Here is a 24995-nt window from a genome sequence, read left to right as displayed (position 1 = left end):
CATTCCATCTAATCTGTATGCTATTGCCTCAACCTGATAGATATCTGCAACACACATCTCCAAAAACTTTCAAATCCTTTTCCATGTGGGTTTCTATTGGAAATAGAGCCACTGCAGAAGGCACTATAGTTTCTTTGCCCTTAAACTCGATAACTACAGTGGATTCGGCAGCAAAGGTCGAATTAACTCCATAATTTTGTCAGAATTGAAATTATTGATATAATCCGTTAGTGCGTTAGACAAACCTGCTTGATAGTCGGGGATTTGTACAATTAATTCGTTCATAACTTCGGTATCGAGATAGTAAGCGGCGTGATACATTTGTTCTAACCACTGAGGGGACATCACAGATATATCTTCTACCGACAGTGTTTCAACCAATAGTTTCTTGTGAGTTTGTTCTACGACTGCGTAGATATATTGCACTCCCAAATATTTAGCGATTTTGTCAAAGATGTCTCTCTGCTGAAATGGCTTGCTTATAAAATCGTTACAGCCAGCCCTAAGAACTTTCTCTCGCTCTTCTTCAAAAACACTGGCAGTTAAAGCGATAATGACAGTTTCTTGGCTCTTAGGGCATTGTCTAATATATTTAATAGCAGTGTAGCCATCCACGATCGGCATTCGCAGATCCATCAGAATCAGGTGCGGCCGCCAGCTTTCCCACAGTGAGAGTGCCTCCACTCCCTGTTTTGCTTCTCTCACCTCAAAACCCACCGAGGTCAAGATCTCAACTAACAAGCGACGATTTTCTTCTAAATCTTCAACAATAAGAATGCGGTAAGTCCGTTGTCCGGCAGCTAAACCAATTACTCTTTGATTAATTAATTCTGGGGGTAAGGACTCTGCTTGAGGTAACTGTACAGGCATCTCAAAAGAAAAAGTGCTACCTCGGTGCAAAGTGCTTTTAACCCGAATTTGACCGCCCATGAGTTTGACGAGTTTTTGACTGATGGCTAAACCAAGCCCACTGCCTTGATTCAAATTATTCCCAGCTTGGGCTTGCACAAATACTTTAAAGAGGCTATCAATTTCTGTGGGCGCAATTCCCACGCCTGTATCCTCAACTTCAAAACATAGGTGGCAGGATGTTTTGTCACTTTGTGTTGTTCTTACTCGTAGGGTGACGCTTCCTTGGTTGGTAAACTTAATCGCATTACCGAGCAGATTGACCAAGACTTGATAGATTTTTTTCTCGTCGCTATGCACGAATCTAGGAATGTTGGGAGCTATATCGAAAATTAGTTGCAATTCTTTAGATTGAACTTTAACTTGGAAAATTTCTTCAATAGAAGCCAGCAAATTTGTCAAATCCAAGTCGGAAAGATTGAGTGTCATCCGTCCGCTCTCTATTTTGGATAAATCTAAAATATCGTTAATCAAATCCAATAAATGTCTACCGCTACGATTGACAATCTGTAAACGTTCTTGAAGAGAAGGAGTCAGATTGCTCTCATAGCTCATCAATTGTGTGAATCCCAAAATTGAGTTGAGGGGGGTGCGGAGTTCGTGGCTCATATTGGCGAGGAAAACAGTCTTGGCTTGGTTTGCTTCATTTGCCTGCTGAAATTCCAACTCAGCTTGTTTGCGATCGCTAATGTCAATTAAATATCCCAAGATTTCTACTGGTGTACCTGAAGGATCTCGAATTAGCCTAAGCTGACCCAGGATCCAGCGATAAACCCCATCGGAGCGACGAAAGCGGTATTCGTGGAAATAAAAATCATTAACGAATACATTTGCTAATCCATTAAGCACTGGTTCTACATCATCGGGGTGTAAGTGATTCACCCAAAATTTAGAATCTTCTAAAAACTCTCTGCTTTCGTAGCCCAATATATCTTTGATATTTTCGCTGATGAACGTTGCTCCATAATCGCCAGCAGGTTTACTGCTAAAAATGACCACGGGGCTGTAGTTGAGAAGAAAGTTGAGGCGATTTGTGGTAGCTTGCAAGGCTTGCTCAGCCAGTTTTAGCTCTGTTGCGTCCTCCTGAACCGCAACATATACAGTTCCGTATTCAGGATGCTCAAACCTGGATGTATGAACTCTGCACCAAAAGAGACTTCCATCTTTCTTTTTATTGTGGACTTCATATTTCGCTTCCCCGGTCAGTTCAATTTGAGTGACGATATCTAGAACGGTTACGTCTGGTGTAAAATTTGTATTGACATAATTCAAGACACCAAGGGGTTGACCTGCGAGTTCGCCCTCTGTGTAGCGAAACATAGCGTCAAAGGTAGGATTAGTGTAGACGATAATGAGGTCAGAGGCTTTAATTAAACACACTCCTCCTGCCATGTTATTCATGATAACGCTTTGAAGTTCTAGTGTTTCTTGAGCTGCTTTTCGAGCAGTAATTTCTTGAATTTGAGAAATAAAATGTAGTGGGTTACCCTGTTCATCTTGTACTAACGATCCATTAAGAATAATCCAAATAATATGTCCTTGTTTATGGAAATACCGTTTTTCCATTTGGTAGGTGGAAATGGTTCCTGCTAATAGTTGATGTGCATAACTAAGATCCCCGTCTAAATCGTCAGGATGGGTAATGTCTTGGAAAGTTAACGCTAATAACTCTTCTGAGGAGTAGCCAAGAATCTGACATAAGGCAGGATTGACTTTAATCCAGTGCCCATCAAGTGAAACGATCGCCATCCCGATAGAGGCATCTTCAAACGCATGGCGAAACTGCTCTTCACTGTTTCGTAAAGCCATCTCTATTTGTTTGCGATTTATTTCAGCTCGTTTGCGCTCTGTGATGTCGCGTTTAATTACAGAACACCCAATAATTATGCCTTTTGCGTCCTTCAGAGGTGATATGGTACAAGATATGTGGATAAGCTGTCCATCTTTGCGGACACGCACGGTTTCATAGTTTTCAATCGTTTCTCCTTGTCGAATCGTTTCTAGGATTTTTTGTTCTTCGTGGCTAAGATTGGATGGAATTAGAATGAGGATAGATTGTCCTATGATTTCTTCAGCCTTGTAGCCAAAGATTTTTTCTGCTGCATTGTTCCAGCTTAAAATGATGCCGTCTAATGACTTGCTAATAACTGCCTCACCAGAGTATTCCACAATCGCTGCCATGTGAGCCAGTGATGCTTCTACTTGCTTGCGATCGCTAATATCGCGCAGAATAACAGTAAATACCGTTTCGTCTCCTATTTCCAGCCTAGAAATAGAGGCTTCAGCCGAAAAAAGCGTTCCATCTCGACGACGACCTAAAATCTCGCCTCGTTCTCCCATTCTTCGCGCTCTGGTAGAAGAGTGTGCAAATTGTTTGATATGCTGCGAATGTGCATCTCTAAAGTGCTCTGGCAGCAGTAAATTCAGTGGCTTGCCTAAAATCTCCTCAATTTTATAGCCAAACATCTTTTCTGCCCCTTGATTAAACAGGGTAATGCGTTGAGTGCGATCGATGGAAATAATTGCATCATTGGCGATTTCTAGAATTCCCGCAAAACGAGCCTGCGATTTTTGTAAAGCATCTGTTCGTTCAGCCACCAGAATTTCTAAGGTTTCGTTAAGTTTTTTAATTTCTTTTTCGGCTTGTTGGCGCTTGTAATCTATCTGGTTCAAAAAGCGAGCCGTCCCCAAGATGAGAATTGAGAACGTGAAAACCATAACAGTTGAACGCAATGTATAGCCAAAATTAGCGTTATACCAGCCTAAATTTTGTCCCTGAAGAGTCAACCAGTTCAGTGTGACTGGAAAGATTGTCGCCCAAGGCAGCAACCACCGAACCATGACTCCGCCAACTAGGGGACTGGTTACTACTTGCATTAATCCTTCTTTGGGGCGGAGCCATAAAATTCCTCCATAGAGGATGAAAAAGGTGGCGATCGTGTTTAGGGATTGAGCCGTCGTAATTGTGACCAACCGTCCAAGAATATCGACATTGAATAGGTATCCAAATAAAGCTAGTAGAGAAATTAAAGCTGCAACACTACTAAAAATCTGAGCCAACCAAGTGTCCCGTTGGGAATTTTGCCCTAACAGTAACAGTGCTAGTCCCATCAACACAAAATTTAGGGCAGTATTTACTCCCATTCTTCCCGGATCGGGAGTCGCTGAAGACACGAAATCTGGGAAAAGCCACTTATCAATACCCAGCTTCCCACCAAAAATATACTGGCTCAGCGTCAGCAAACCGATGATGATTATGAATCCTGCCATCCCTTGAGCGATGCGATCGTGCAGTCGGGTTCTTTGGTACTGCAACAATCTCAAAGACACTCCAGCCAGCAAAAAGCAAATTGCCGTGTTTGCTTTCATGGTCGAAGTCATGCCGGGAAAACCACTTTTGAGTAGGGAGATGTCAAACTGCCAACCCAGCAGCACTAGACATCCGCTCGCAAAGACGAGTAGACTTGCCATGTGAGAAATGCGCTTGTTCATAAATCGGCTGCTTGGGTTGAAACACTCTTCTTCTGATGTTAGGCGAAGCGAAGAAGAGTAACCACGGGGGGCTGCCTCTAACCGAACTATTCAGATTTTGTATGGTTGCGCCCCCTTGCCAGCCCCATATATCGGGGATCGCAGGACTTCTTTGTGGGTAAAGTGACTTTTTTAACCGAATAATTAAACTATACTATTTGTGCATATGTTTATATTCCTCTAGCAGGAAACTAGGGAAATGAGTATGATTGTCGATAGAACTAGCGATAGGGTTAGCGATCGAGCTACAAACTACCGAGGCAATATTTTAATTGTTGACGATCTGCCTGATAATTTGCGTCTGCTCAGGGATACTTTGAGGGAAGAGGGTTATAAAGTTCGCAGTGCTATAACAGGGGCAATGGCTCTTCGAGCCGCCCAATCGCCATCGACAGAGCTAATTTTACTCGACATTAAATTGCCAGATATTGATGGTTATGAAGTTTGTAAACAATTAAAATCTGACCCTGGCACAGCCGACATTCCAATTATTTTTTTGAGTGCGCTCAATGAAACTTTTAATAAGGTGCAAGGGCTGGCTGCAGGGGGGGTAGATTATATTGCTAAGCCATTTCAAGTAGAAGAAGTATTAGCTCGTGTCGAAACCCACCTAACTATCGGAAGGCTGCAACAAAGACTCCAAAAGCAGAATATACGTCTGTTGAAAGAAATTGAAGAACGGCAACGTCTCGAAGAGTCTCTATTTGCCGAAAAAGAATTGGCTCAAGTGACACTGCAATCAATTGGCGATGGGGTCATTACTACAGATGCCCAAGGTAATGTGAGATATTTCAATCCTATAGCTGAGCGACTGACAGGCTGGAAGACTCATGAGGTTCAAGGAGTTCCTTTCTCTACAGTCTTCCTAATTGTCGATCAAGTAACGCGAGAGCCAGTAGAGAATCCTATAGACAAGGCTCTATTAGAGGAGCAAATTGTGGGCTTAGCTAACAATACTATTTTGATTGCCCATGATGGAACAGAGTATCCCATTGCTGACTCGGCAGCACCGATTCGAGACCGCCAAGGTCAAATTATCGGGGCAGTCATCGTCTTTCATGATGTTACTGAATCGCGCTATCTCACCCGTCAACTCTCTTGGGAAGCCAGTCACGATGCCCTAACTGGGTTAATCAACCGTCGAAGATTTGAGCAACATTTAGTTGAGGCGATCGCCTCTGTTAAAGATAGCAATCACCAGCACGCTCTCTGTTATTTAGATTTAGATCAGTTCAAAGTCGTTAACGATACCGTAGGTCATATTGCTGGCGATGAACTACTGCGCCAAATCACCGCACTTATTCAACAGGGAGTCCGTGCTCATGATATGCTGGCTCGCTTGGGAGGTGATGAATTTGGTATTTTGCTCACTCAATGTTCGCTCTCTCAAGCAACTCAGATTGCGGAAAACCTCAAAGACCTAGTACATCAGTTTCGGTTTATTTGGAATGGCAAAACCTTTATCATCGGAGTCAGTATTGGAGTTGTTGCTATTGACCAAACAAGCCAAGATTTGAGGGAGCTTTTGGGAGCGGCTGATGCAGCTTGTTATGCCGCCAAAGCCAGAGGACGCAACTGTGTTCATATTTATAGTCTAGATGATAGCGAACTAATTAAACAACGTGGTGAGAGGCAGTTGATTTCCCAAATCAGCCGAGCCCTGGAAACCAATCGTTTTTGTCTCTACTACCAAAAGATTGTCTCTATTACCTCTAAACCATTAGTAGAGCATTATGAGATTTTGATTAGAATGCTGGACGAAAATGGCAAAATAGTATCTCCAGCTCAGTTTATTCCCGCCGCCGAGCGTTACGGGTTGATAACCGAAATCGATTGTTGGGTCATCGAAAAATTTTTCTCGAACTATCACAAATTGCCGGAAAAAGATGCTCTCAGTCAAGGGTTGTATACGATCAATCTTTCTGGGGCTAGCATTAGTAACAATCAGTTTCTGATGTTTTTAATTGAACAATTTTCTCGTTACCAAGTCCCCCCACAGACCATTGGTTTTGAAATCACGGAAACCGCAGCGATCGCAAACTTTGAGCAAGCCAGATATTTCATGAGCGAACTCAAAAAGATTGGCTGTTGCTTTGCTTTAGATGATTTTGGCAGTGGGTTGAGTTCCTTTGCATATCTGATAAATTTACCAGTTGATTATCTAAAAATAGATGGCGCTTTTGTCAAGAATATTAGTCATAATTTGATTTCTGAAGCGCTGGTTGAAGGGTTTAATCGTATTGCCCATGCGATGAATCTTGAAACTATAGCTGAGTTTGTTGAAGACGAGACTATCTTAGAAAAATTGCGAGAGATTGGAGTAGATTATGCTCAGGGTTATGGGATCGCCCGCCCCGTCCCTATTAATTTTAATCGCTAGCCATCGCACTGGCCAGCGAACCTATTGCCTCACGCCTGCGTCGTGTCTGGAGGCCTCCAAGAGTCGATCGCCCGCTGCTACAAGGCTGGCTCAATTTACTGTGTCACATTTAGATCGAATGTGCTGTAATTGTAAAGGATTGAGTGTTCTATTGGAAATAAACCGGAAAATTTGCCATGAAAGCAGTTGCGTTCGATCGCTACGGTTCAGCCGAGGAATTGCAGTACCGAGAGTTAGAAAAGCCGATCGCCAAATCCAACGAATTGTTAGTGCGAGTTCGCGCTAGCAGTGTCAATCCCGTAGACTGGAAAATCCGGCAAGGACACCTGCAACTATTAACAGGATATAACTTTCCTCGAATAGTCGGTTCTGACATATCGGGAGTTGTCGTGGAAGTCGGCCGGGAAGTCACCAAATTTCAACCCGGAGATGAAGTTTATACTTTCTTAAATCCCATCAATGGGGGTGCTTGCGCCGAATACGCGGCCGTGCCAGAATCCGATGCAGCAATTAAACCGAAAAACATCACTCATGCAGAAGCAGCAGCAGTACCGATCGCAGGTTTAACTGCTTTGCAATCGCTCAGGGATTTGGGTCAAATCCAAGCAGGAAACAAAGTATTGATTAACGGCGCTTCCGGCGGAGTCGGCACTTTTTCCGTGCAAGTTGCGAAAGCAATGAATGCGGAAGTAACGGGAGTTTGCAGTGCAAAAAATAGAGAATTGGTCAAGAGTTTGGGAGCAGATTTTGTCCTGGATTACGAGGAAGTTGACTTTACTCAACAAACAGATAAATATGATATAATTTTAGATGCTGTCGGGAAAAGAACATTTGCTGAATGCGAAAAAGTGCTGCAACCAGAGGGAGTTTATATCTCGACTTTGCCAAGTTTCGAGAACCTCGCACCGATGTTAACAAGCTGGTTTATATCGGGTAAAAAAGCTAAATTCATTCTAGCCAATGCCAACCCCAGCGATTTAGAGGCTTTGCGGGAGTTAATAGAATCCGATAAAGTTGAGCCGATTGTCGATCGCACTTACAGCTTACAAGAAGTAGCAGCAGCCCACGCTTACAGCGAAACGGGCCGCGCGATCGGCAAAATTGCGATCGTGATTGAATAAGGAAGGCACTACACGGATTTTGACACGGCTACACGGATTAATGAGTGATCGTTCCTTCTGCTGCTGAAGTCAGAATAAAGAATGAAGAAGGAAGTCGGAGCAAATATGAAATAACTATTCTCAATTTCCAATTTCCAATTAATTACAAATTTCCAATTACCCATTACCAATTACCCATTCCCTATGACTGCTCCCTCAAACTTGGAGACATCCGAACAAGGTTCCGACAACAATCTCGAAGCAATTAGCCAGGAAAATAGCATTGCACCAATCGCAGGCGGTGCAATGGGTTCCCGCAATTTAGAAAACGAATTTCTCGACGAACTTCCTGACGAAGTTGAAATGTCTTTATTCGAGCATTTAGAAGAATTGCGTCAGCGACTTTTCTACTCGCTAATTGCAGTAGTAATCGCTGTAATCGGTTGCTTTTTCACAGTTAAACCCATCGTGCAACTGCTAGAAGTACCGGCCGGCCCCGTCAAGTTTCTGCAACTAGCTCCCGGCGAGTATTTCTTTGTTTCTATCGAAGTAGCCGGATACAGCGGTTTGCTCATCGCCAGTCCGTTTATTTTTTACCAGATAGCGCTGTTTGTTCTCCCCGGCTTGACTCGCAAAGAACGCAGGTTGCTCGGGCCGGTGTTTTTCGGTTCGAGTTTCCTATTTTTGGGCGGGTTAGTCTTTGCTTACATCGCTCTGATTCCGGCGGCGCTCAACTTCTTTGTTAGCTATGGGGCGGATGTTGTAGAGCAGTTGTGGTCGATCGACAAATACTTTAAATTTGTGCTGCTGTTAATGTTCAGCACCGGCTTAGCTTTTCAAATCCCGATTGTCCAAGTATTGCTCGGCGTTTTGGGCATAGTTTCTTCCAACCAAATGCTCTCCGGCTGGCGGTATGTAGTCTTGGGAGCCGCAGTTTTGGGAGCGGTTTTAACGCCTTCTACTGACCCTTTAACGCAAAGTCTTTTAGGAGGTGCGGTGCTGAGCTTGTATTTTGGCGGGGTTGGTTTGGTAAAGCTTTTAGGACGATGAGAATTAAGAATAGCAGACAATGTAAAAGTTACCGAACATCTGAAGTTGCTAACATTGTCTGCTATTTTTAGCCGAGATTGGGATTGTTGTCAACTTATCTTAAAAACATCGCTTCAGCTATTTTGAGGGCGAATTCCCTATTTACTTAAGTAAGCTTATGAAAATTGTGTAAAGCTAAGCTTCTCAGCTATTTGAGTAAGTTGATTGTTTTATCTGATAATCTTTGCTGATTTAGTATCTGTTTGATAAGTATTTTATATAAAATATAAAATACACATTAGCAAAGTTTAGTGTTAGGTGCCTGGGTCAAGGTTTTGAGCCTTAATTTACACTATTTTTTAGGCGATCGGTCTGGCAATCATAAGTTATTTTAATAATTGAGTTTTTAAGGTTTACATGAAGATGTGACACGAGCCGATCCTGAGTATTCGACTTAGAGATAACATACCAACACAGTGAAATTACTGAACAAGAACGTAAAAATTCAGCAAGAGAGTCAACCTGGCTCACTGAAGTCTAGCTATATCTTTTGAGTTTCCTGGCTGCCTAAGATAGGAGACTTGTTGGTTTTTTGGGTGGATTTTTTAGTAAGTTCATTTGAAAAATCCACACTTTAGATTTTTACCTTTTTGACGGTTTCAGTTTCTTAATCTCAATCGCAAATTAAATATATGGCAACAACAACTGGCACTCCGGGCCCTGACTTCTTCGTCGAGCCTCCCGATAGCACTGATAGCGATGACACCATCTCTGGCGAAGCTGGCAATGACTGGCTCTGGGGCCTGAGTGGCAATGACTCGATCTTGGGCGGGAGTGGCAATGACTGGCTCCGGGGCAACGATGGCAATGACTCGCTCTGGGGCGGGAGTGACCATGACTCGCTCTTGGGCGAGGCTGGCAATGACTCGCTCTGGGGCGGGAGTGGCCATGACTCGCTCAATGGCGGGAGTGGCAATGACTGGCTCCGGGGCGAGGCTGGCAATGACTCGCTCAATGGCGACGATGGCATCGACACAGTATCTTACAGCGATGCGAGCACTGGTATCAATCTTCAGTTAGACGATCTCCGCAAATGGTACGGTCAAGGGTACTATTATGAGTTTGCCAGGACTACCGATGGATTGGGCGGTGTAGACTCGCTTTCGGGCATTGAAGTCGTTATCGGTTCTAACTTCAACGACACCTTACTTGGCAAGAGGTACAATAATGAAACGCTCTTGGGCGGACGCGGTAATGACTCTTTGTGGGGTAACGGCAATGACTTGCTCAATGGCGGCGATGGCATCGACACAGTATCTTACAGCGATGAGGACATAAGAACTGGTATCAATCTTCAGTTAGGCGAAGTCGGCGACGGTTCTGGGTTAGGCAGGGCTACTGGGCGCTTTACTATCGTTACTGGGGGGCTACGTTCCAGTTCTCAATTATCAGACTTTGTAGACTCGCTTTCGGGCATTGAAGTCGTTATCGGTTCTAACGGAGACGACACCCTAGTTGGCGGGAGCGACAATGAAACGCTCTTGGGCAAGGGCGGTAATGACTCTTTGTCGGGTCGTGCCGGCAATGACTTGCTCATTGGCGGCGATGGCACCGACACAGTATCTTACAGTGTTGGAGGAACTGGCGTCTATCTACAGTTGGGGGCAGTCGGCGACGGATCTGGGTTAGGTCGGGCTTCGGACGGGCAGGGCGGCATAGACTCGCTCTCCGGCATCGAAGTAGCGATAGGTTCTAGGTATAACGATACTCTGCTTGGTGGAGAGGGCAGCGAAACGCTGATTGGGGGGGCGGGCGACGACTTATTGTTTGGCTTGAGCGGTAATGACTACCTGGTTGGTGGTAAGGGGGCTGACAAGTTTAGGCTTTGGAGGAGTTCTGGAATAGATACTGTTGCTGACTTCAAACAAGGTGAAGATAAACTTTTGGTACGTTCTCGCGCTCCGTTTGCAGACATAATTTCTGAGTCTGTGATTAATGGTTCAGATACCGAGATTCGTCAGAATGGCCAAATCATCGGAATTCTGAAGGGAGTTCAAATCACAATCACCGCCAGTGATTTGATTACGGGGTGATTGTATTGTCTGCGTCGAACTGCGTTAATCTGCGGTTAAGAATTCCATATTATTCTGCCTGCTGCTTCGGCAAAATATACCGCAGATAAACACAGCACAAAAATATATCGACTCGCCATAAAAATATAGAGACGCGATCGCCCGCGCCTCTATAATTACTAAAAGTTAAAATTCCACACCAAAGTTTTGTCAAAACTTTGACTACATTCGGAACTGTTCGACTTCGGGAGTATAGCCGATCGGCAAAACGTAATCCAGATTCTCGTGGGGACGAGCAATTATGTGATACGATAGCAACTTTCCGCCATCGACCTTTTTAACTGATTCAATTCCAGCAGCAACGGCTGCTTGCACTTCAGAAACATCTCCTCGCACTATAATTGTCCAGTAGGCGCGGGTTATTTTCTCATAGCGAACTAAAGTAACACGGGCTGCTTTCACCATTGAGTCCGCAACTTCTACTGCAGCGGGAAATCCTAAGACTTCAACCATTCCCAGTGCAACACCCATTACAACATTCTCCTAAATTTCACAAGATATCTGACCTTCATTGTATGTGAAATTGTTGACAGAAATTGGTTCCGATGATTTTGGTAAGCTAGAAGTGCGATCGCCCAAAATTAAAAAAGCCCCTAAAAAAGCCCCAGAAACTGTTGCGGCATTTAAATCCCACAGTTGGCGGCGCGCAGCAAAGCCCGCCACACAAGACTTTGAATCAAAACACCCGTGCAAATTAGATGCGCCACAGCTTAGTTTCTCACCAGCGGCAAGTCGTATGACAAGCTCGCCGATCGATTTTCGGGACTTTGGGATCAACTAATCCAGCCGCGGCGCGACACAAAACTTTAGGGAACTCCCCCAGATCCCGGTTGTGGAGTCAATCTAAAATCTAAAATCTAAAATCTAAAATCGACTGACTGATTCAAAACTCGTCTAGCAACCACTCCGAGGCTCTTTCACCCAAATCTAGAGGAACGCTGACAGCTTTGCCCAAACGGGGGCGATCGCGAGTAGTTACGATATATTCTCTCACCTGTTCTGTACTCCCCCAACCGTTGAGATAATTGGCCACCGCATCCAAATGCTCGAAATAATCAGCCTCCGTCATCGGAAAAGATGCCTGTTCTAGATATTTCCACATAACTTGCACAAAAATCTTGCCCCGCGTTCGCCGCAATCTGATATCGTAAGACTTTCCCCATTTTTCTAGCAGTAGCTGGTGTAAATCCTTGCCCGTCATGGTTGCTCCTGAGTTAATCCATTAAACAATAAAAGACAAAGTTCAAAAAATGTAATAATACTCTAATAAAGGCTGGAAGGCGCATTCTTAAAAGGAATTTTGGCGGCCTAAAATTTGTGCGAGCAGATTAACGGCAATTATCCCAGTTGTCTGCACGTACAGGTTCGCTAACAGCTAACAGCTAACAAACAAACGTAACTTAAAACCGTAAAGGCAGGTCATGGCTCAATCTTCTGCTGGAAATCCCGATGTTCCCGATATGGGGCGTCGCCAATTTATGAATTTGCTGACGTTCGGTACAGTCACAGGTGTGGCACTGGGCGCACTCTATCCCGTTGTCCAATATTTTGTTCCTCCGGCGAGTGGGGCAGTTGGCGGCGGAGTGACAGCTAAAGATGCTTTGGGTAACGACATCATCGTTAGCGAATACTTGACTTCGCACCCTGCGGGCGATCGCACCTTAGCCCAAGGTCTCAAAGGCGACCCCACTTATCTTGTGGTGAAAGAAGACCAATCTATCGCCGACTACGGCATCAATGCAGTTTGCACTCACTTGGGTTGCGTCGTGCCTTGGAATGTTAGCGAAAACAAGTTTATCTGTCCTTGCCACGGTTCTCAATACAACAATGAGGGCAAAGTGGTGCGCGGCCCAGCGCCTTTGTCTCTAGCCCTGGCCCACGCCACTGTCGCAGATGACAAGATCGCTCTTACCCCTTGGAAAGAAACAGATTTCCGCACCGGCGAAGCACCTTGGTGGTCTTAGTTGTTAGTCATTAGTTAGTAGTTAGTGGTTAGTAGCTAGTGGTTAGTGGTTAGTAGTTAGTAGTTAGTGGTTAGTAGTTTCTAATAACCAATAACAAATAACCAATAACAAATAACCAATAACAAATAACCAATAACAAATAACCAATAACAAATAACCAATGACCAATGACCAATGACCAATGACCAATGACTAAATTGTCTGACCTTTGAGATTGAATACTCTAATGCCACAAACTAATTTATCTGCGATATTTCGCCGCAGTGCCAGGACGATCGCGAAAACAGCCTTAATTGCGATCGCAGCCACAGCATTTTTCCTCACCAGCGACATCGCACTTCCCCAAGCAGCATTTGCTTACCCTTTCTGGGCTCAGCAAACTGCCCCCGCTACTCCCCGCGAAGCAACAGGCCGGATTGTTTGCGCTAACTGTCACCTCGGTGCAAAACCGACTGAAGTTGAAGTACCGCAATCTGTTTTGCCAGATACGGTGTTTGAAGCTATTGTCAAAGTTCCCTACGATACTAACGTTCAACAAGTTGGCGGCGACGGCAGCAAAAGCGGCTTGAATGTAGGCGCTGTAGTGATGTTGCCCGAGGGTTTCAAAATTGCTCCCGCTGACAGAATTCCCGAAGAAATGAAGGAAAAAGTCGGCGATCTTTACTTCCAACCTTACAGCGAAACCCAAGAAAATATTGTTTTAGTGGGTCCAGTACCGGGAGAACAGTATAAAGAATTGGTATTCCCAGTTTTGTCGCCGAATCCAGAAACTGACAAGTCCGTTCACTACGGCAAATACCAAATTTATGTTGGTGGCAACCGCGGCCGCGGTCAGGTTTATCCAACTGGCGAAAAGAGCAATAATACTGTTTACAATGCTTCGGTAGCTGGCACCATTTCTAAGATTGCTCAACCTGAAGATGGCGGTTATCAAGTGACAATTCAACCTGCAGAAGGTGCAGCCGTTGTTGATACGATTCCGGCCGGTCCAGAACTGATTGTTTCCGAAGGACAAACAGTTGCAGCAGGCGAACTTTTGACCAACAATCCTAATGTGGGTGGCTTCGGTCAAAAAGACGTGGAGATTGTGCTGCAAAGTGCAGGTCGAGTTAAAGGATTGATGGCTTTCGTGGCTATAACCATGCTGGCTCAAATCATGCTGGTTCTCAAGAAGAAACAGGTCGAAAAAGTTCAAGCTGCTGAAATGAATTTCTAAACGCGGCTGTAATTAGTTGGGTAAGGTGTTCTATGCACACCCAACTATTAGGTAAGTAGGGCGGGTATTCCCCGCCTTATTCTTTGATAAATAACCAGTAAAATAATGTTAATTGATGAGAAGATAGTTGAAGTAGGCCCGCTGCAATGGTTTTATCGGGAAACAAATCCGGTTAACGAAACTGGTAAACCGCCCGTACTGCTGCTGCACGGTTTGCCGTCCCAGAGTTTTACCTGGACTGTAATGATGCCGGATTTGGCGGCACAGGGATTTAGATCGATCGCCCCCGATTGGGTGGGTTACGGGCGATCGACAAAACCAGACAAGCGCGACTTTGCCTACACTCCCGATGCTTTTGTTGACGCCCTCGCTGGCTTTATTCAAGCTATAGAATTAGACCGATTTTACCTCGTTGTCCAAGGATTTTTAGCTTCAGCCGGCATTCAATACGCTTTACGCAATCCCGATAAAATTGAGCGTTTAGCCATCATCAATACACCAGTTTCAGCAGATATCAAATTGCCTTGGAAAATGCAGCAGTTGGGGCTGCCTTTTATTGGCGACATGATGACGCAAGACCCGCTTTTGGTTGACAGAACTCTCGAAGGTGGCAGCCGCCAGACAATCTCAGATAAGGATTTAGATGTTTACCGCCGCCCGTTTTTGAAGAGTTCGGATGCAGGTCGATCGCTGATGAATACAGTCCGCAATATTCAATTGCCGCAATCAATGGCCGAAATTGAATCCGGCTTGAAAGGATGGACTCGACCAACTTTATTTGTCTGGGGTTTGACAGATCCTTGGCTGAGTGTTGAACCAGTTCAAAAGCTAGTGGGTTCCCTGCAAAATGCAGAGTTAGTTACACTGGAAGAAGCGGGGCATTATCCTCAAGAACATTGGTCAGAAAAAGTTGGCAATGCTGCGATCACTTTTCTGCGCCGCCAGGAGGTAAAATAATATTTTGTACATAACTCTCGGTGCTAGGTCAGTGAACCAGCTCCTCGCCGAGCTGCATTCCCAGGCAGAGCCTGAGAACGAGAAATCTAAAATCTAAAATCTAAAATCGATATGACTCGTCCCCGTTCAATTTTTGCCTTGATGATGGCGTTTTTGATGGCATTTCTGGTTAGTTGCAGCAGTGTCGAAGCAAAAGTTCCAACGACTTACACAGCAGCCCAGACCCAGCAAATTCAGCGCTATGTTCCTTCTTTGACAGAGTTCCGATCGCGCATGGATAAACTGGGAAGCTTAATTCAAAAACGGAATTGGGTTGATACCAGAACTTACATTCACGGGCCTCTAGGCGACTTGCGAAACACCATGAAAACCGTCTCTGCGAGTTTGTTGCCTAGTTCTCAACAACAAGCGGTTGATTTAACTAAGAGTTTGTTTACGGAGTTGGTTAACATCGATCTTGCTGCTAAAGAGCTTGACTATGCAAAAGTCACGGCCAGCTATCAAAAAGCTGTCAATGATTTCGATACCTTCTTGCAGCTAATTCCTAAAGCTTAATAGCTTTAGGGGTTTGTAGGCTTGGCAGTTGATGGGTGTCAAATTAAGACTGAAACCCATAATAAATATCGCTTGTAGTCGAGTCTATATCCCCCCTAGCCCCCCTTATTAAGGGGGGGACAAGAGTATTCAAACTCCACCTTAAAAAAGGGGGGCAGAGCATTCAAAGTCCCCTTTTTTAAGGGGGATTTAGGGGGGTCGAAACTTCGAGACAAACGATAAAAACAGAGGATTTTACTGTTAATTAGACACGCTTTGCGCTCAGAACCCTACAAAAAACTTATATCAAATCTAAAATCTAAAATCTAAAATCTAAAATTTAATGGTTCGTGTTGCAATTATTGGATGTGGTATTGTTGGAGCGTCGATCGCCTTTGAACTAAGTCAATTTCCCGAACTGAAAGTTACTGTGTTCGACAAACAGCCGCCGGGCCAAGGTTCTACTGGCGCAGCACTCGGTGTTTTGATGGGAGTTATCAGCCACAAAATTAAGGGCAGAAATTGGCAGTTGAGGGAAACCAGCCTTCAGCACTACGAAACTTTGATTCCCGAATTGGAAGCAGTTACGGGGCGAAAAATTCCTTTTAACAAACAAGGAATTTTAATGCTTTGTTCCGAGGGAGAGGATTTAATTAAGTGGGAAAATTTGATAGCAACTCGCCGTTATCAAGGTTGGCAATTGGAACTTTGGGATGTGGAACGAGTGCGCGATTGCTGCCCTCATCTCTATTTAAACGATCGCATTATTGCTGCAATTTATTCGCCTCAAGACCGGCAAGTCGATCCGACGGCGCTAACTTTGGCTTTGGTTGATGCTGCTGAACGAAAGGGGGCGATTTTTGAGTTTGGCGTGCCCGTTGAAGCAGCGGAGATTGCTGCTAGTTGGGAGTTCGATCGGCTAATTGTGGCGGCTGGTTTGGGTTCTGCTGCTGTGACTGCATCGTTAAATCAGTTGGTTGACATTCGCCCGGTGTTGGGACAAGCGCTGCATTTGCGATCGGCCAAGCCTTTAGGAAACCCTGATTTTACGCCAGTTATTACTTGCGATGACGTTCACATTGTGCCTTTGGGCGATCGGGAATTTTGGGTGGGGGCGACAGTGGAGTTTTCCGAAAATGGCGGGGAAATTCAGGCGAACGCTGATATGTTGGCGCAAGTGATGGCGAGGGCGAGATCACTTTGTCCGGCCTTAGCAGAAGCTGAAATCATCAGGAAATGGTCGGGATTGCGCCCGCGGCCGGAAGGACGACCGGCCCCAATTATCGAGACGCTTCCCGGTAACGATCGCGTTCTCATCGCCAGCGGCCACTATCGCAACGGTGTTCTGCTGGCCCCTGCAACAGCGCGATCGATTCGAGAAATGATTTTGCAATAATTAACAAATGTTAATACAATCAAGATAGCCATTCATATCTTACATCTAAATATGTCCGACAAACCTTTAGGTAAACCCCGCTCTTTGTGGCGAGTAATTTTGCTGTCTGGAGTCAGCTTGCTGCTATATTACGGATGGTACAAATGGATTATTCAAGAAGAATTGCGTCGCTATAACGGCAGCGGTTGGTCAGGAACCCTTTGCTTGCTTCCCTTTGTTTTAGGAGTAGCCGTCCCCCAAGCTTTGCGGATATTCGACCCTGACGTTCCCGGATGGTTTGGTTGGTTTTCCTTGCTGGGTATTGCTTGGATTTACATCGTGCAGTTCAAACTTTACAAGACAGTTAATGAATTGTACCGCCAAGAAGGAATCAAAGAACCGCTAACCGTTTGGTGGATTTTTGTACCCGGTTTAAATTTAGTTGTCGGCTTGCGACAAATTCACTTTTTGAGCTTGTTTTGGGCGAGACAACAGGGAATAGAAATTAAGGATAACTTAGCCGAAAGCATTCCTTTCCTCTCAGCTAACGCTTAAGGGGAAACTTTTTACACTGATATCATAAGTTTGTAGGATGCGCCAGTAATCATAGCTCGATTTTCCAATCATTTAGCTGACGGACGCACCCTACAAGTTTATACTAAGAGTAAAAAGTGGTTTGACGCACGAATTATGGCGCTAAGATTCGCCTCAGCCACATTAGATCGTTAGGTTCTGCATCCATAACTGAATCACCAGAACCGATTTGGCAAATCCGCAAGAATGAGTTTGAGTTCCGGTTCGTTAACCCGCTTAATTGCTTTAGGAATACTTACCCACTGCCGCTTTCTCTTGCTAGCTTCCGGCCAAATTTCCAGAACTGCTTGCACTTTCATTAAAAATACTCCTACCTGACAAATATAGCCGGACTTTTGATACTCGTAAGTTCCCAGCAAATCCGGGAACACTTTACCCAACAAACCTGCTTCTTCCCAAGCTTCCTTGGCGGCGGAATCTTGGGGAGTCATATCAGGTTCAATTAATCCTTTGGGAATCACCCAGCGCTTGCTAGCCGAAGAAGTAATCACCATTACTTCAATTTGTCCGTCTTGAATGCGATAGGGAATTACCCCAGATTGCTCAATCAGTAAAGCGGTTTTTATACTCATTATTTATGCAATATGTCTGGGTGCAAAAGCTGCTGCAACCTCATTAACTGTTTACACTAAAAAATAAACATTGCATCCCGATCCTAGATGAGTCCCTATTTTAGAGAAGAACAAAGTGAGGAATAGAGATATTTGGCTTTTAGAGTTTGTGGAAAGTAGCAAATTTAAATGCACTCCCGCTGAACAACAATAATATTATTATAATAACTAGGCGTCATCCTCTACCGACAAGCAGATAAAAGCCGATCGCCAATATCTGCCTTTATCTGCGTTGGGAGGATTTTACACCGAATCTTTCTTCGCCTTAGCCTCCAAATTTTCCATCCGACTCCTCAAATCTTGATTCTCCTTTTTCACCTGGTCTAATTCCTCCCGCAACTGCTTTACCGCTGCATCAGAACCAGCATTTTTCTGCACTCTTTGCACAGCTTCATCAGCCATGCGGCGGACGCGGCCATCGGGGGTTTGGTCAGCTAAAGAACGCAAAATGCGAATTGCTTTGCGAGTTTGCATTTGTCCTAGGCCCGCTACTACAGAAACTTGAGTCAAGAAAAACGTCTCTTTAGATAATTCTGCCAATCGCTGCAAAATCCGTTCTAAATTGACTTTGGTTTGACCAGTCGAAATTGTGCCCAAAGATCGAATTGCAGCCAAGCGCAAAGCTTGCGGAGTACCGGCGGCGGTGTATTTCAAAATTAGATTCAGCGCATCTTCAGAAGTTTTCATGTGCGCCAAACCTGCGATCGCACCCGATCGCACTACCTCATTCCAGCCCTGACGCTCTTTTAGCACCAATTTTAACTCTTTCAGTACCTGTTCGTCGGTCGGTTTTTCGTCGGGGTTAGCCCCTGCAATGGCGCCCATAGCACTCGCTGCTGCTGCTTCTACGTAATAGCTGTCGTCGCCTTTTTCGACGATCGACCTCAGCGCTTTATAAGTTTCGTGAGTTTGGATTTTACCCAGCGCATTCACCACAGCGCGACGAACACGAGCATCTTTATCTTTTAAACCACTTACTAAACCTTCAAAAACTTGGTCGAGTTTAATTTCAGCTAACTGACCGGCAACTTCGGCCCGTACTGCCCAGAACGGCTCTTTTTTGAGAACTTCTGACAGCGTTTTCACCGCTTCCAGCCCTCCCTTTTTTGCCAAAGCGTGGGCCGCATAAATCCGGGAAACCGGGTCGGGATCTAATTGTAACTGAGCTTTGAGTTCCGCAATTCCATACTCTAAAACAACAGTTTTTAAGTATTTATTTCCGACATCAAAACTGATAAAAGCAGGCTTCTGTTCTAAGGGGAAATAGAAGCTTTGCTCGCGCTCATGCACTCGGACTGTGAAATTTTTTAGGTTGGGGTTTGAACGTGCCAAACTGTCATCTTCTGCTTCTTTTTCTGGCTTGTAACCGAAGCCGATCGGAATTTTCAAATCGAATATGTCTTTGCTGTTGCCGTTGCCATTTTTGCTGTCTTTTACCTGAGTTTGGGTGACAGTCACTTTTGCTAACTTGCTGTCGCCATCCCAGGAATAAGCAACTTTATAATCTGGATGACCGCCACGATAAACGTACTGGTCAAACAAAAACATGAGATTGCGACCAGTAGCTTTTTCTATCGCCCTGAGCAAATCGATGGTTTCTACAGTTTTGTGAGCGTTATCCCGCACAAAAGTATGAATTGCTTTATAAAATAATTCGTCGCCCAACTCGGCGCGAATCATGTGATAAACGCAAGCGCCTTTTTCGTACAAATGGCGATCGTACAATTCGATTGCTTCCCGGTAAACGTGAGTAACGATCGGGCGGCGGTAGCGGGAACTATCTTCAGCTAAATAATTGCGGGCTTCATTTAACATATAGTAAGCCGCGTCTTCTTTGCCGTATTCTTTGTCAGTCCACAGCACCTCGGAATAAGAAGCCATGCCTTCTTTTAGCCAAGCATGAGACCAATGTTTAATTACTACTAAATCGCCGAACCACTGGTGAGCGAGTTCGTGGGCGACTAAGCTTTCAGTACCTCGATTGTCGAGGGCGGCACGTTCATCTAACAAGCACCTATCTGTCAGCAAAGTTGTCGAAGTATTTTCCATACCGCCGAAGATGAAATCATCGACGCAGACTTGAGCGTATTTGGGAAAAGGGTAAGGATAGCCAAATGCTTGAGAGAAGAATTCAATCATTTGAGGCGTTTTGCCCATGCTGCGCTTAGCGTCTGCTTCGCGACTTCTTTCCACGTAATAATTAACTGCTTTGCCGTTCCATTCGTCTTTAATTTCGGCAAAATCTCCGACTGCTAAGGTCATTAAATATGTCGGGTGTACCTGGGTTTGGGACCAGTGATAAATTTTATCGTCGCCTTCGTTTTTTGTACTAATTAATTCGCCGTTGGAAATAGCAAATAGTTGTCTCGGAACTTGCACTCGAATTTCCGAAGTAGCGAGTTGTCCGGGATAGTCGAAACAGGGAAACCAGAAGCGGGAATCTTCATCTTCGCCTTGAGTCCAAACTTGTGTTGGTTTGTCTGGATAGTGTTTGTCCGGCCCGACGAAATAGAGGCCACGCTGGGGTTTTTCGACCGAGTATTCGAGCGCAATTGTAATTGGTTGGTAAGCTTCGGTTGGTTCGTGTAGTTGAATTTGCAGCACTTCGCCATCGCTGTCGAAATTTTGCTCAATTTCGCCGACTTTTACTGATTTAATATTCAGGTTCACAGCATCTAAGGTTAATTTGTCAATACCGCTGCGGACTGGATTGATGCGGATGCTGCAAGTGCCACGAAAGCTTTGTTTGGGAATATTCAGCACTAAGTCGAGGAAAATGTGCTCTACTTGGCCGGGGCGATCGGGGTTGTAGTGGGGCCTGGCACCGGGCATCTCGAAGGATTTGTGACCGTTTTCAGAATCAAAGTAAGTGTGTGACATTGTGATGGCAAAGTTGTGAGTCGATCGGCGATCGCTGGCAGCGCAGATCCGGCTGAACTGCCAGCTTATTATAGAGTAGCGCGTCCTAGCTGCTGTTGTCGCTAACTTGTTAAAAACTGGTTCTAGGGTTGAGGGGATGGAAAATATGATTTTTTCGCTACAATATCAGCAAGGTTAATGTCTGCAATCATCAGCCTGTAATTGAAATTCAGAGGGAAATCTGTATGACAGCTACACTATCAGTTCCCAATTCCATCGAGTCTTGGCTTGGCGACGAAGCCGAAGACTTGCTCACCCATCAAGCAAAAGTTTCTAAAGATTTGTTGCACCTGCCGGGCCCGGATTGGGTCGATCGCATTTTTGCTCAAACCGATCGATCTCCTCAAGTTTTGCGATCGCTTCAGCAACTCTATTCTAGCGGACGCTTGGCCAATACCGGCTATTTATCCATCCTGCCGGTAGACCAAGGAATCGAACACTCGGCGGCCGCTTCTTTTGCACCGAATCCCATCTATTTTGACAGCGAAAATATCATTAAATTAGCAATTTCGGCTGGCTGCAATGCGGTCGCGACAACGCTGGGAGTTTTGGGAAGTGTATCTCGCAAATACGCGCATAAAATCCCTTTTATTGTCAAGCTCAATCACAACGAGTTGCTGACTTATCCCAATCAATTCGATCAAATAATGTTTGCGACCGTCGAGCAAGCTTGGAATTTGGGAGCAGTTGCAGTGGGAGCAACAATTTATTTTGGTTCTCCGGAATCGACGCGACAAATCCAAGAAGTCAGTCAAGCTTTTGCTCACGCTCACGAATACGGAATGGCGACAATTTTGTGGTGCTATCTCCGCAACGATATCTTTAAACAAGACAAAGATTATCATGTTGCAGCCGATTTAACCGGGCAAGCAAATCACTTAGGAGTGACAATTCAAGCTGACATTATCAAGCAGAAATTGCCAGAATGCAACAACGGCTATGGAGCAGTTGCTAAAGCAAGTGGCAATAGTTACGGCAAAACCGACAAGCGCGTTTATTCGGATTTGACAACGGATCACCCGATCGATCTAACTCGCTATCAAGTGCTCAACTGTTATGCGGGAAGGATGGGTTTAATTAACTCCGGCGGTGCTTCCGGGAAAAGCGATTTTGCAGAAGCAATTCGCACGGCAGTAATCAACAAGCGCGCTGGCGGCTGCGGCTTAATTTCCGGCCGCAAAACTTTTCAGCGTCCTTTTGAAGAAGGCGTAAAATTGTTCAACGCCATCCAAGACGTTTATTTGTCGCCAGAAATCTCGATCGCCTAAAAATTTACCGCACAGAGATTTACCTCTATATCACAACCTAAACGTAGGGTGCGCACTGCGCACAAATCTTCCTAAACGTAGGGTGCGCACTGCGCACCTTACCTTCTTGAGATTGGTTAATATAAGTTGCAACTTAGCTGTAATCTTAATACTAGCTGAACATTTCTAAAGACACAGTATATAATTTAAAAATGCCCCACAGCCTTGTTTTAAACCTGCTGCCAGTTGCACCAATTCCATCCCAGTTTTTAACGGGACGGCACCTCCACGCTTTATTTCTCAACTTGGTGAGTGCTGTAGACAGCGATTTGAGCGCGTACTTGCACGACCAATCTCATGAAAAAGCTTTCACTTTAAGCCCTTTTCAAGCAAGCAGAAAAGAGGCTTATAAAAGCAGTACGCCACAGCCACAAAAGAGAGTTTTGCCTCCGGCTTCCCGCACAATTCCGCAGACTGTACAGTGGGAACACAAGCAAGCAATTCAGGAAAATACGCCGATTTGGTGGCGAATTACTCTGCTGGATGACGGTTTGTTCGATCGCCTAACTCAACTTTGGCAGCAACTTAATTTCGATCGCCCTTGGCATCTCGGCCCGACAAATATATACATTACTAATATTTTGAGGGAACCGCAATCCAACCAGCCTTGGGTAAACTTTTGTACTTACGGCGAATTGTTCGATAGAGCTTCGGAAACTGAGCGCCAAATTGCTTTTACTTTTTGCACTCCTACTAATTTTCGGCAAGGTGTATACGATAGTGCTATGCCCACTCGTGAAAGTATTTTCGGCAGTTTAGCGAATCGCTGGAACAAGTACAGCAGGATTGCGATCGAACCTACTTTCACAGAAGCTATTTTTCCCAATTTCTTCGATATCCGAACCGAAGTTTGTACGGATTCTCGCAGTAAATTTATTGGCTGCGTCGGCGATATTAGTTACCGAGTTATGGGAGATCTAGCTCCTGCTACTATCAAGCAAATTAACACTTTAGCAGATTTTGCGCTTTACAGCGGAGTCGGGCGAAAAACGCCGATGGGTATGGGAATGACGCGCAGGTTGCAAAATTTTTAATCATTCACTTTTGGGCTGAATTTCACTGACGATTTCATAAACATTAGTGTCTGGTATTTTCGCAAACAAAGGCGTCATCTGCTTCAATATTTCCTGATAAGCTTCGCTTTGATTGGCTGCCATATCTTCTACGCTTTCCCAAAAAATGATGGCAATACCTTTGTCTGTATTGGGCAATTGCAGCAGGTAGGCTCCCTTAAAACCTGTGGCATAAGTTGCAACGGCTTTTTCAAAAAGTTGTTCTGCAGCTTCAAATTTTCCCGGTTTAAATTCGCCAAGGGCAACGTAGGCAAACTGATGTCTGAGAAAGTCTAGAAATTCTGACATATCTTTTTCCTCACTTAATAGCGATACAGCAAGTTATATTTTACCCGATCGCCAGAAATTTGTGAACTGCACAGGTTGGAGTTTCGCGCTTAGATCGTCGGCGGATTTATTAATTACACGTAACTGCGATCGCCTCTCAAATAGACCTCTGTCAAAAATAACTAGAACGGGCATCTTGCCCATTCCGCAAAAAACATTTTTTCTTGTGGAACGGGCATCTTGCCCGTTCCAAAATTTTATTAAAAGAACTTTTGCAAGAGGTCTAATAGAATTTTTTTGATTCAGGCGTCTGGAATTTTTATTAAATAAACTGTTGAATCGCTGATTTTAGATCTTTACAATCCTAGGTAGCCCGGAGCGACTTCTACCGCTAGTACACAAGGTAAAGCTGCTGATAACTCATGTATTGTATATAACTGCGACCATCCACAAAGCCGTAAAAAGTTGCCAGTCCAAAGCGGTTTTTTGCAATAACCCTATTGAATTATTTAAAACTCACCTGTAACAATAATAACAGAGCCATACAAACAAAGTAAATAGGCAGCTCAAACAAATGAAAAAAATATTAGTAATTGAAGACGATAACTTAATCAGAGAAACGGTATTAGAACTTCTGGAATCGCGCGGTTTTGAAGCTGTCGGCGCCGAAAATGGAAAAGTTGGTATCCAGTTAGCGGCCCAAATTCCCGATTTAATTTTGTCTGATGTCATGATGCCGGAACTCGACGGTTTTGAAGTATTCGCAGCCGTGCGATCGCACCCTGCAACCGCCAGCATTCCGTTTATTTTTATGACAGCCTCCGAAATGGAAAAAGTCCTGGAACTTAAAGCAGACGGCTATCTCAAGAAACCTTGCAGCGTCGCAGAAATGCTCGCGGCGATCGCCGCTCAACTTGAAAAACCGACAGTTACCAACCCACAACATCAAAAAGTACAGGACAATTCTGCGGCATCAAATCTTAGCTTGCGCGCCAGGAATCAAAAATCTCGGTTTGAGATTGCCTGGGTTTGCTGGCAATGACACTCACAGTAACGTTATTGATACACAAGTTGAGGGAATTTCAAATTGGTTCCAC

The 24995-nt window shown here is 44.6% G+C and carries 20 protein-coding genes; 13 read left to right on the top strand and 7 right to left on the bottom strand.

Annotated elements, in window-relative coordinates; translation table 11 throughout:
* Positions 1-153 precede the first annotated feature (153 nt).
* Positions 154-4401 (bottom strand): PAS domain S-box protein, encoded by a 4248-nt coding sequence (locus tag QUA33_RS06920; protein ID WP_333147550.1) that lies wholly within the window; start codon positions 4399-4401, stop codon positions 154-156.
* A 244-nt stretch (positions 4402-4645) separates the two neighbouring features.
* Here QUA33_RS06920 and QUA33_RS06915 point away from each other — a divergent pair, with 244 nt between their 5' ends.
* The 4 genes from QUA33_RS06915 to QUA33_RS06900 all read left to right on the top strand — a co-directional run bounded on the left by QUA33_RS06915 (position 4646) and on the right by QUA33_RS06900 (position 11042).
* Positions 4646-6820, top strand: coding sequence for an EAL domain-containing protein (locus QUA33_RS06915; RefSeq protein ID WP_333147548.1), 2175 nt, complete (start codon positions 4646-4648; stop codon positions 6818-6820).
* A gap of 176 nt (positions 6821-6996) precedes the next feature.
* Positions 6997-7941: an NAD(P)-dependent alcohol dehydrogenase gene (locus tag QUA33_RS06910; RefSeq protein ID WP_333099182.1), complete on the top strand. Its 945-nt coding sequence runs from the start codon at positions 6997-6999 to the stop codon at positions 7939-7941.
* Positions 7942-8124: 183 nt separating this feature from the next.
* On the top strand, positions 8125-8970 hold the full coding sequence (tatC, locus tag QUA33_RS06905; protein WP_333147546.1) for a twin-arginine translocase subunit TatC: 846 nt from the start codon (positions 8125-8127) through the stop codon (positions 8968-8970).
* Between the two features lie 671 nt (positions 8971-9641).
* Complete coding sequence (locus QUA33_RS06900) at positions 9642-11042, top strand: calcium-binding protein (protein WP_333147544.1); 1401 nt, start codon at positions 9642-9644, stop codon at positions 11040-11042.
* Between the two features lie 201 nt (positions 11043-11243).
* On the opposite strand, the gene QUA33_RS06895 is transcribed toward QUA33_RS06900, so the two are convergent.
* The 3 genes from QUA33_RS06895 to QUA33_RS06885 all read right to left on the bottom strand — a co-directional run bounded on the left by QUA33_RS06895 (position 11244) and on the right by QUA33_RS06885 (position 12282).
* On the bottom strand, positions 11244-11552 hold the full coding sequence (locus QUA33_RS06895) for a carbon dioxide-concentrating mechanism protein CcmK (RefSeq protein ID WP_006631236.1): 309 nt from the start codon (positions 11550-11552) through the stop codon (positions 11244-11246).
* A 12-nt stretch (positions 11553-11564) separates the two neighbouring features.
* On the bottom strand, positions 11565-11744 hold the full coding sequence (locus tag QUA33_RS06890; protein WP_333147541.1) for a hypothetical protein: 180 nt from the start codon (positions 11742-11744) through the stop codon (positions 11565-11567).
* A 220-nt stretch (positions 11745-11964) separates the two neighbouring features.
* Positions 11965-12282 (bottom strand): DUF3067 family protein, encoded by a 318-nt coding sequence (locus QUA33_RS06885; RefSeq protein ID WP_190661639.1) that lies wholly within the window; start codon positions 12280-12282, stop codon positions 11965-11967.
* Between the two features lie 220 nt (positions 12283-12502).
* Between QUA33_RS06885 and petC the strand changes: the two genes are divergently transcribed.
* The 6 genes from petC to QUA33_RS06855 all read left to right on the top strand — a co-directional run bounded on the left by petC (position 12503) and on the right by QUA33_RS06855 (position 17682).
* Entirely contained in the window at positions 12503-13045 is a 543-nt protein-coding gene (gene petC / locus QUA33_RS06880; protein WP_333147539.1) for a cytochrome b6-f complex iron-sulfur subunit, read from the top strand.
* A 226-nt stretch (positions 13046-13271) separates the two neighbouring features.
* A complete protein-coding gene (petA, locus tag QUA33_RS06875; RefSeq protein WP_333099177.1) occupies positions 13272-14261 on the top strand; it encodes a cytochrome f in 990 nt (329 codons plus the stop codon).
* A gap of 105 nt (positions 14262-14366) precedes the next feature.
* Positions 14367-15218 (top strand): alpha/beta fold hydrolase, encoded by an 852-nt coding sequence (locus QUA33_RS06870; RefSeq protein WP_333147537.1) that lies wholly within the window; start codon positions 14367-14369, stop codon positions 15216-15218.
* 111 nt (positions 15219-15329) lie between these two features.
* A complete protein-coding gene (gene psbQ, locus QUA33_RS06865) occupies positions 15330-15773 on the top strand; it encodes a photosystem II protein PsbQ (RefSeq protein WP_333147535.1) in 444 nt (147 codons plus the stop codon).
* A gap of 322 nt (positions 15774-16095) precedes the next feature.
* Positions 16096-17148, top strand: a complete 1053-nt coding sequence (locus tag QUA33_RS06860) for an FAD-dependent oxidoreductase (protein ID WP_333147533.1) — start codon at positions 16096-16098, stop codon at positions 17146-17148.
* Between the two features lie 51 nt (positions 17149-17199).
* Positions 17200-17682: a hypothetical protein gene (locus tag QUA33_RS06855; protein ID WP_333147531.1), complete on the top strand. Its 483-nt coding sequence runs from the start codon at positions 17200-17202 to the stop codon at positions 17680-17682.
* Positions 17683-17876: 194 nt separating this feature from the next.
* Here the strand turns inward: QUA33_RS06855 and QUA33_RS06850 are convergent, their stop codons facing one another.
* The gene (locus tag QUA33_RS06850; RefSeq protein WP_333099170.1) at positions 17877-18293 is read right to left on the bottom strand and encodes an NUDIX hydrolase; all 417 of its coding nucleotides are present in this window, start codon (positions 18291-18293) and stop codon (positions 17877-17879) included.
* Positions 18294-18575: 282 nt separating this feature from the next.
* Positions 18576-21212, bottom strand: a complete 2637-nt coding sequence (locus tag QUA33_RS06845; protein WP_333147529.1) for a M1 family metallopeptidase — start codon at positions 21210-21212, stop codon at positions 18576-18578.
* A gap of 224 nt (positions 21213-21436) precedes the next feature.
* On the opposite strand from QUA33_RS06845, the gene QUA33_RS06840 reads away from it, so the two are divergent.
* On the top strand, positions 21437-22519 hold the full coding sequence (locus QUA33_RS06840; protein ID WP_333099168.1) for a class I fructose-bisphosphate aldolase: 1083 nt from the start codon (positions 21437-21439) through the stop codon (positions 22517-22519).
* Between the two features lie 191 nt (positions 22520-22710).
* The gene (gene cas6, locus QUA33_RS06835; RefSeq protein ID WP_333147527.1) at positions 22711-23592 is read left to right on the top strand and encodes a CRISPR-associated endoribonuclease Cas6; all 882 of its coding nucleotides are present in this window, start codon (positions 22711-22713) and stop codon (positions 23590-23592) included.
* Here the strand turns inward: cas6 and QUA33_RS06830 are convergent, their stop codons facing one another.
* Positions 23593-23919, bottom strand: a complete 327-nt coding sequence (locus QUA33_RS06830; protein ID WP_333099166.1) for an antibiotic biosynthesis monooxygenase — start codon at positions 23917-23919, stop codon at positions 23593-23595.
* Between the two features lie 553 nt (positions 23920-24472).
* Between QUA33_RS06830 and QUA33_RS06825 the strand changes: the two genes are divergently transcribed.
* A complete protein-coding gene (locus QUA33_RS06825) occupies positions 24473-24940 on the top strand; it encodes a response regulator transcription factor (protein ID WP_333147525.1) in 468 nt (155 codons plus the stop codon).
* Positions 24941-24995: the final 55 nt, after the last annotated feature.

The organism is Microcoleus sp. Pol14D4 (genome assembly GCF_036701245.1).
Lineage (GTDB): Bacteria > Cyanobacteriota > Cyanobacteriia > Cyanobacteriales > Microcoleaceae > Microcoleus.
The sequence above is the reverse complement of the archived record's forward strand: the minus strand, read 5'-3'. Positions and strand labels throughout refer to the sequence as shown.

Coding starts and splice junctions, on each gene's coding strand:
- QUA33_RS06920 (WP_333147550.1), bottom strand. CDS start 4,401: ATGAACAAGCGCATTTCTCACATGGCAAGTCTACTCGTCTTTGCGAGC.
- QUA33_RS06915 (WP_333147548.1), top strand. CDS start 4,646: ATGATTGTCGATAGAACTAGCGATAGGGTTAGCGATCGAGCTACAAAC.
- QUA33_RS06910 (WP_333099182.1), top strand. CDS start 6,997: ATGAAAGCAGTTGCGTTCGATCGCTACGGTTCAGCCGAGGAATTGCAG.
- tatC (WP_333147546.1), top strand. CDS start 8,125: ATGACTGCTCCCTCAAACTTGGAGACATCCGAACAAGGTTCCGACAAC.
- QUA33_RS06900 (WP_333147544.1), top strand. CDS start 9,642: ATGGCAACAACAACTGGCACTCCGGGCCCTGACTTCTTCGTCGAGCCT.
- QUA33_RS06895 (WP_006631236.1), bottom strand. CDS start 11,552: ATGGGTGTTGCACTGGGAATGGTTGAAGTCTTAGGATTTCCCGCTGCA.
- QUA33_RS06885 (WP_190661639.1), bottom strand. CDS start 12,282: ATGACGGGCAAGGATTTACACCAGCTACTGCTAGAAAAATGGGGAAAG.
- petC (WP_333147539.1), top strand. CDS start 12,503: ATGGCTCAATCTTCTGCTGGAAATCCCGATGTTCCCGATATGGGGCGT.
- petA (WP_333099177.1), top strand. CDS start 13,272: ATGCCACAAACTAATTTATCTGCGATATTTCGCCGCAGTGCCAGGACG.
- QUA33_RS06870 (WP_333147537.1), top strand. CDS start 14,367: ATGTTAATTGATGAGAAGATAGTTGAAGTAGGCCCGCTGCAATGGTTT.
- psbQ (WP_333147535.1), top strand. CDS start 15,330: ATGACTCGTCCCCGTTCAATTTTTGCCTTGATGATGGCGTTTTTGATG.
- QUA33_RS06860 (WP_333147533.1), top strand. CDS start 16,096: ATGGTTCGTGTTGCAATTATTGGATGTGGTATTGTTGGAGCGTCGATC.
- QUA33_RS06855 (WP_333147531.1), top strand. CDS start 17,200: ATGTCCGACAAACCTTTAGGTAAACCCCGCTCTTTGTGGCGAGTAATT.
- QUA33_RS06850 (WP_333099170.1), bottom strand. CDS start 18,293: ATGAGTATAAAAACCGCTTTACTGATTGAGCAATCTGGGGTAATTCCC.
- QUA33_RS06845 (WP_333147529.1), bottom strand. CDS start 21,212: ATGTCACACACTTACTTTGATTCTGAAAACGGTCACAAATCCTTCGAG.
- QUA33_RS06840 (WP_333099168.1), top strand. CDS start 21,437: ATGACAGCTACACTATCAGTTCCCAATTCCATCGAGTCTTGGCTTGGC.
- cas6 (WP_333147527.1), top strand. CDS start 22,711: ATGCCCCACAGCCTTGTTTTAAACCTGCTGCCAGTTGCACCAATTCCA.
- QUA33_RS06830 (WP_333099166.1), bottom strand. CDS start 23,919: ATGTCAGAATTTCTAGACTTTCTCAGACATCAGTTTGCCTACGTTGCC.
- QUA33_RS06825 (WP_333147525.1), top strand. CDS start 24,473: ATGAAAAAAATATTAGTAATTGAAGACGATAACTTAATCAGAGAAACG.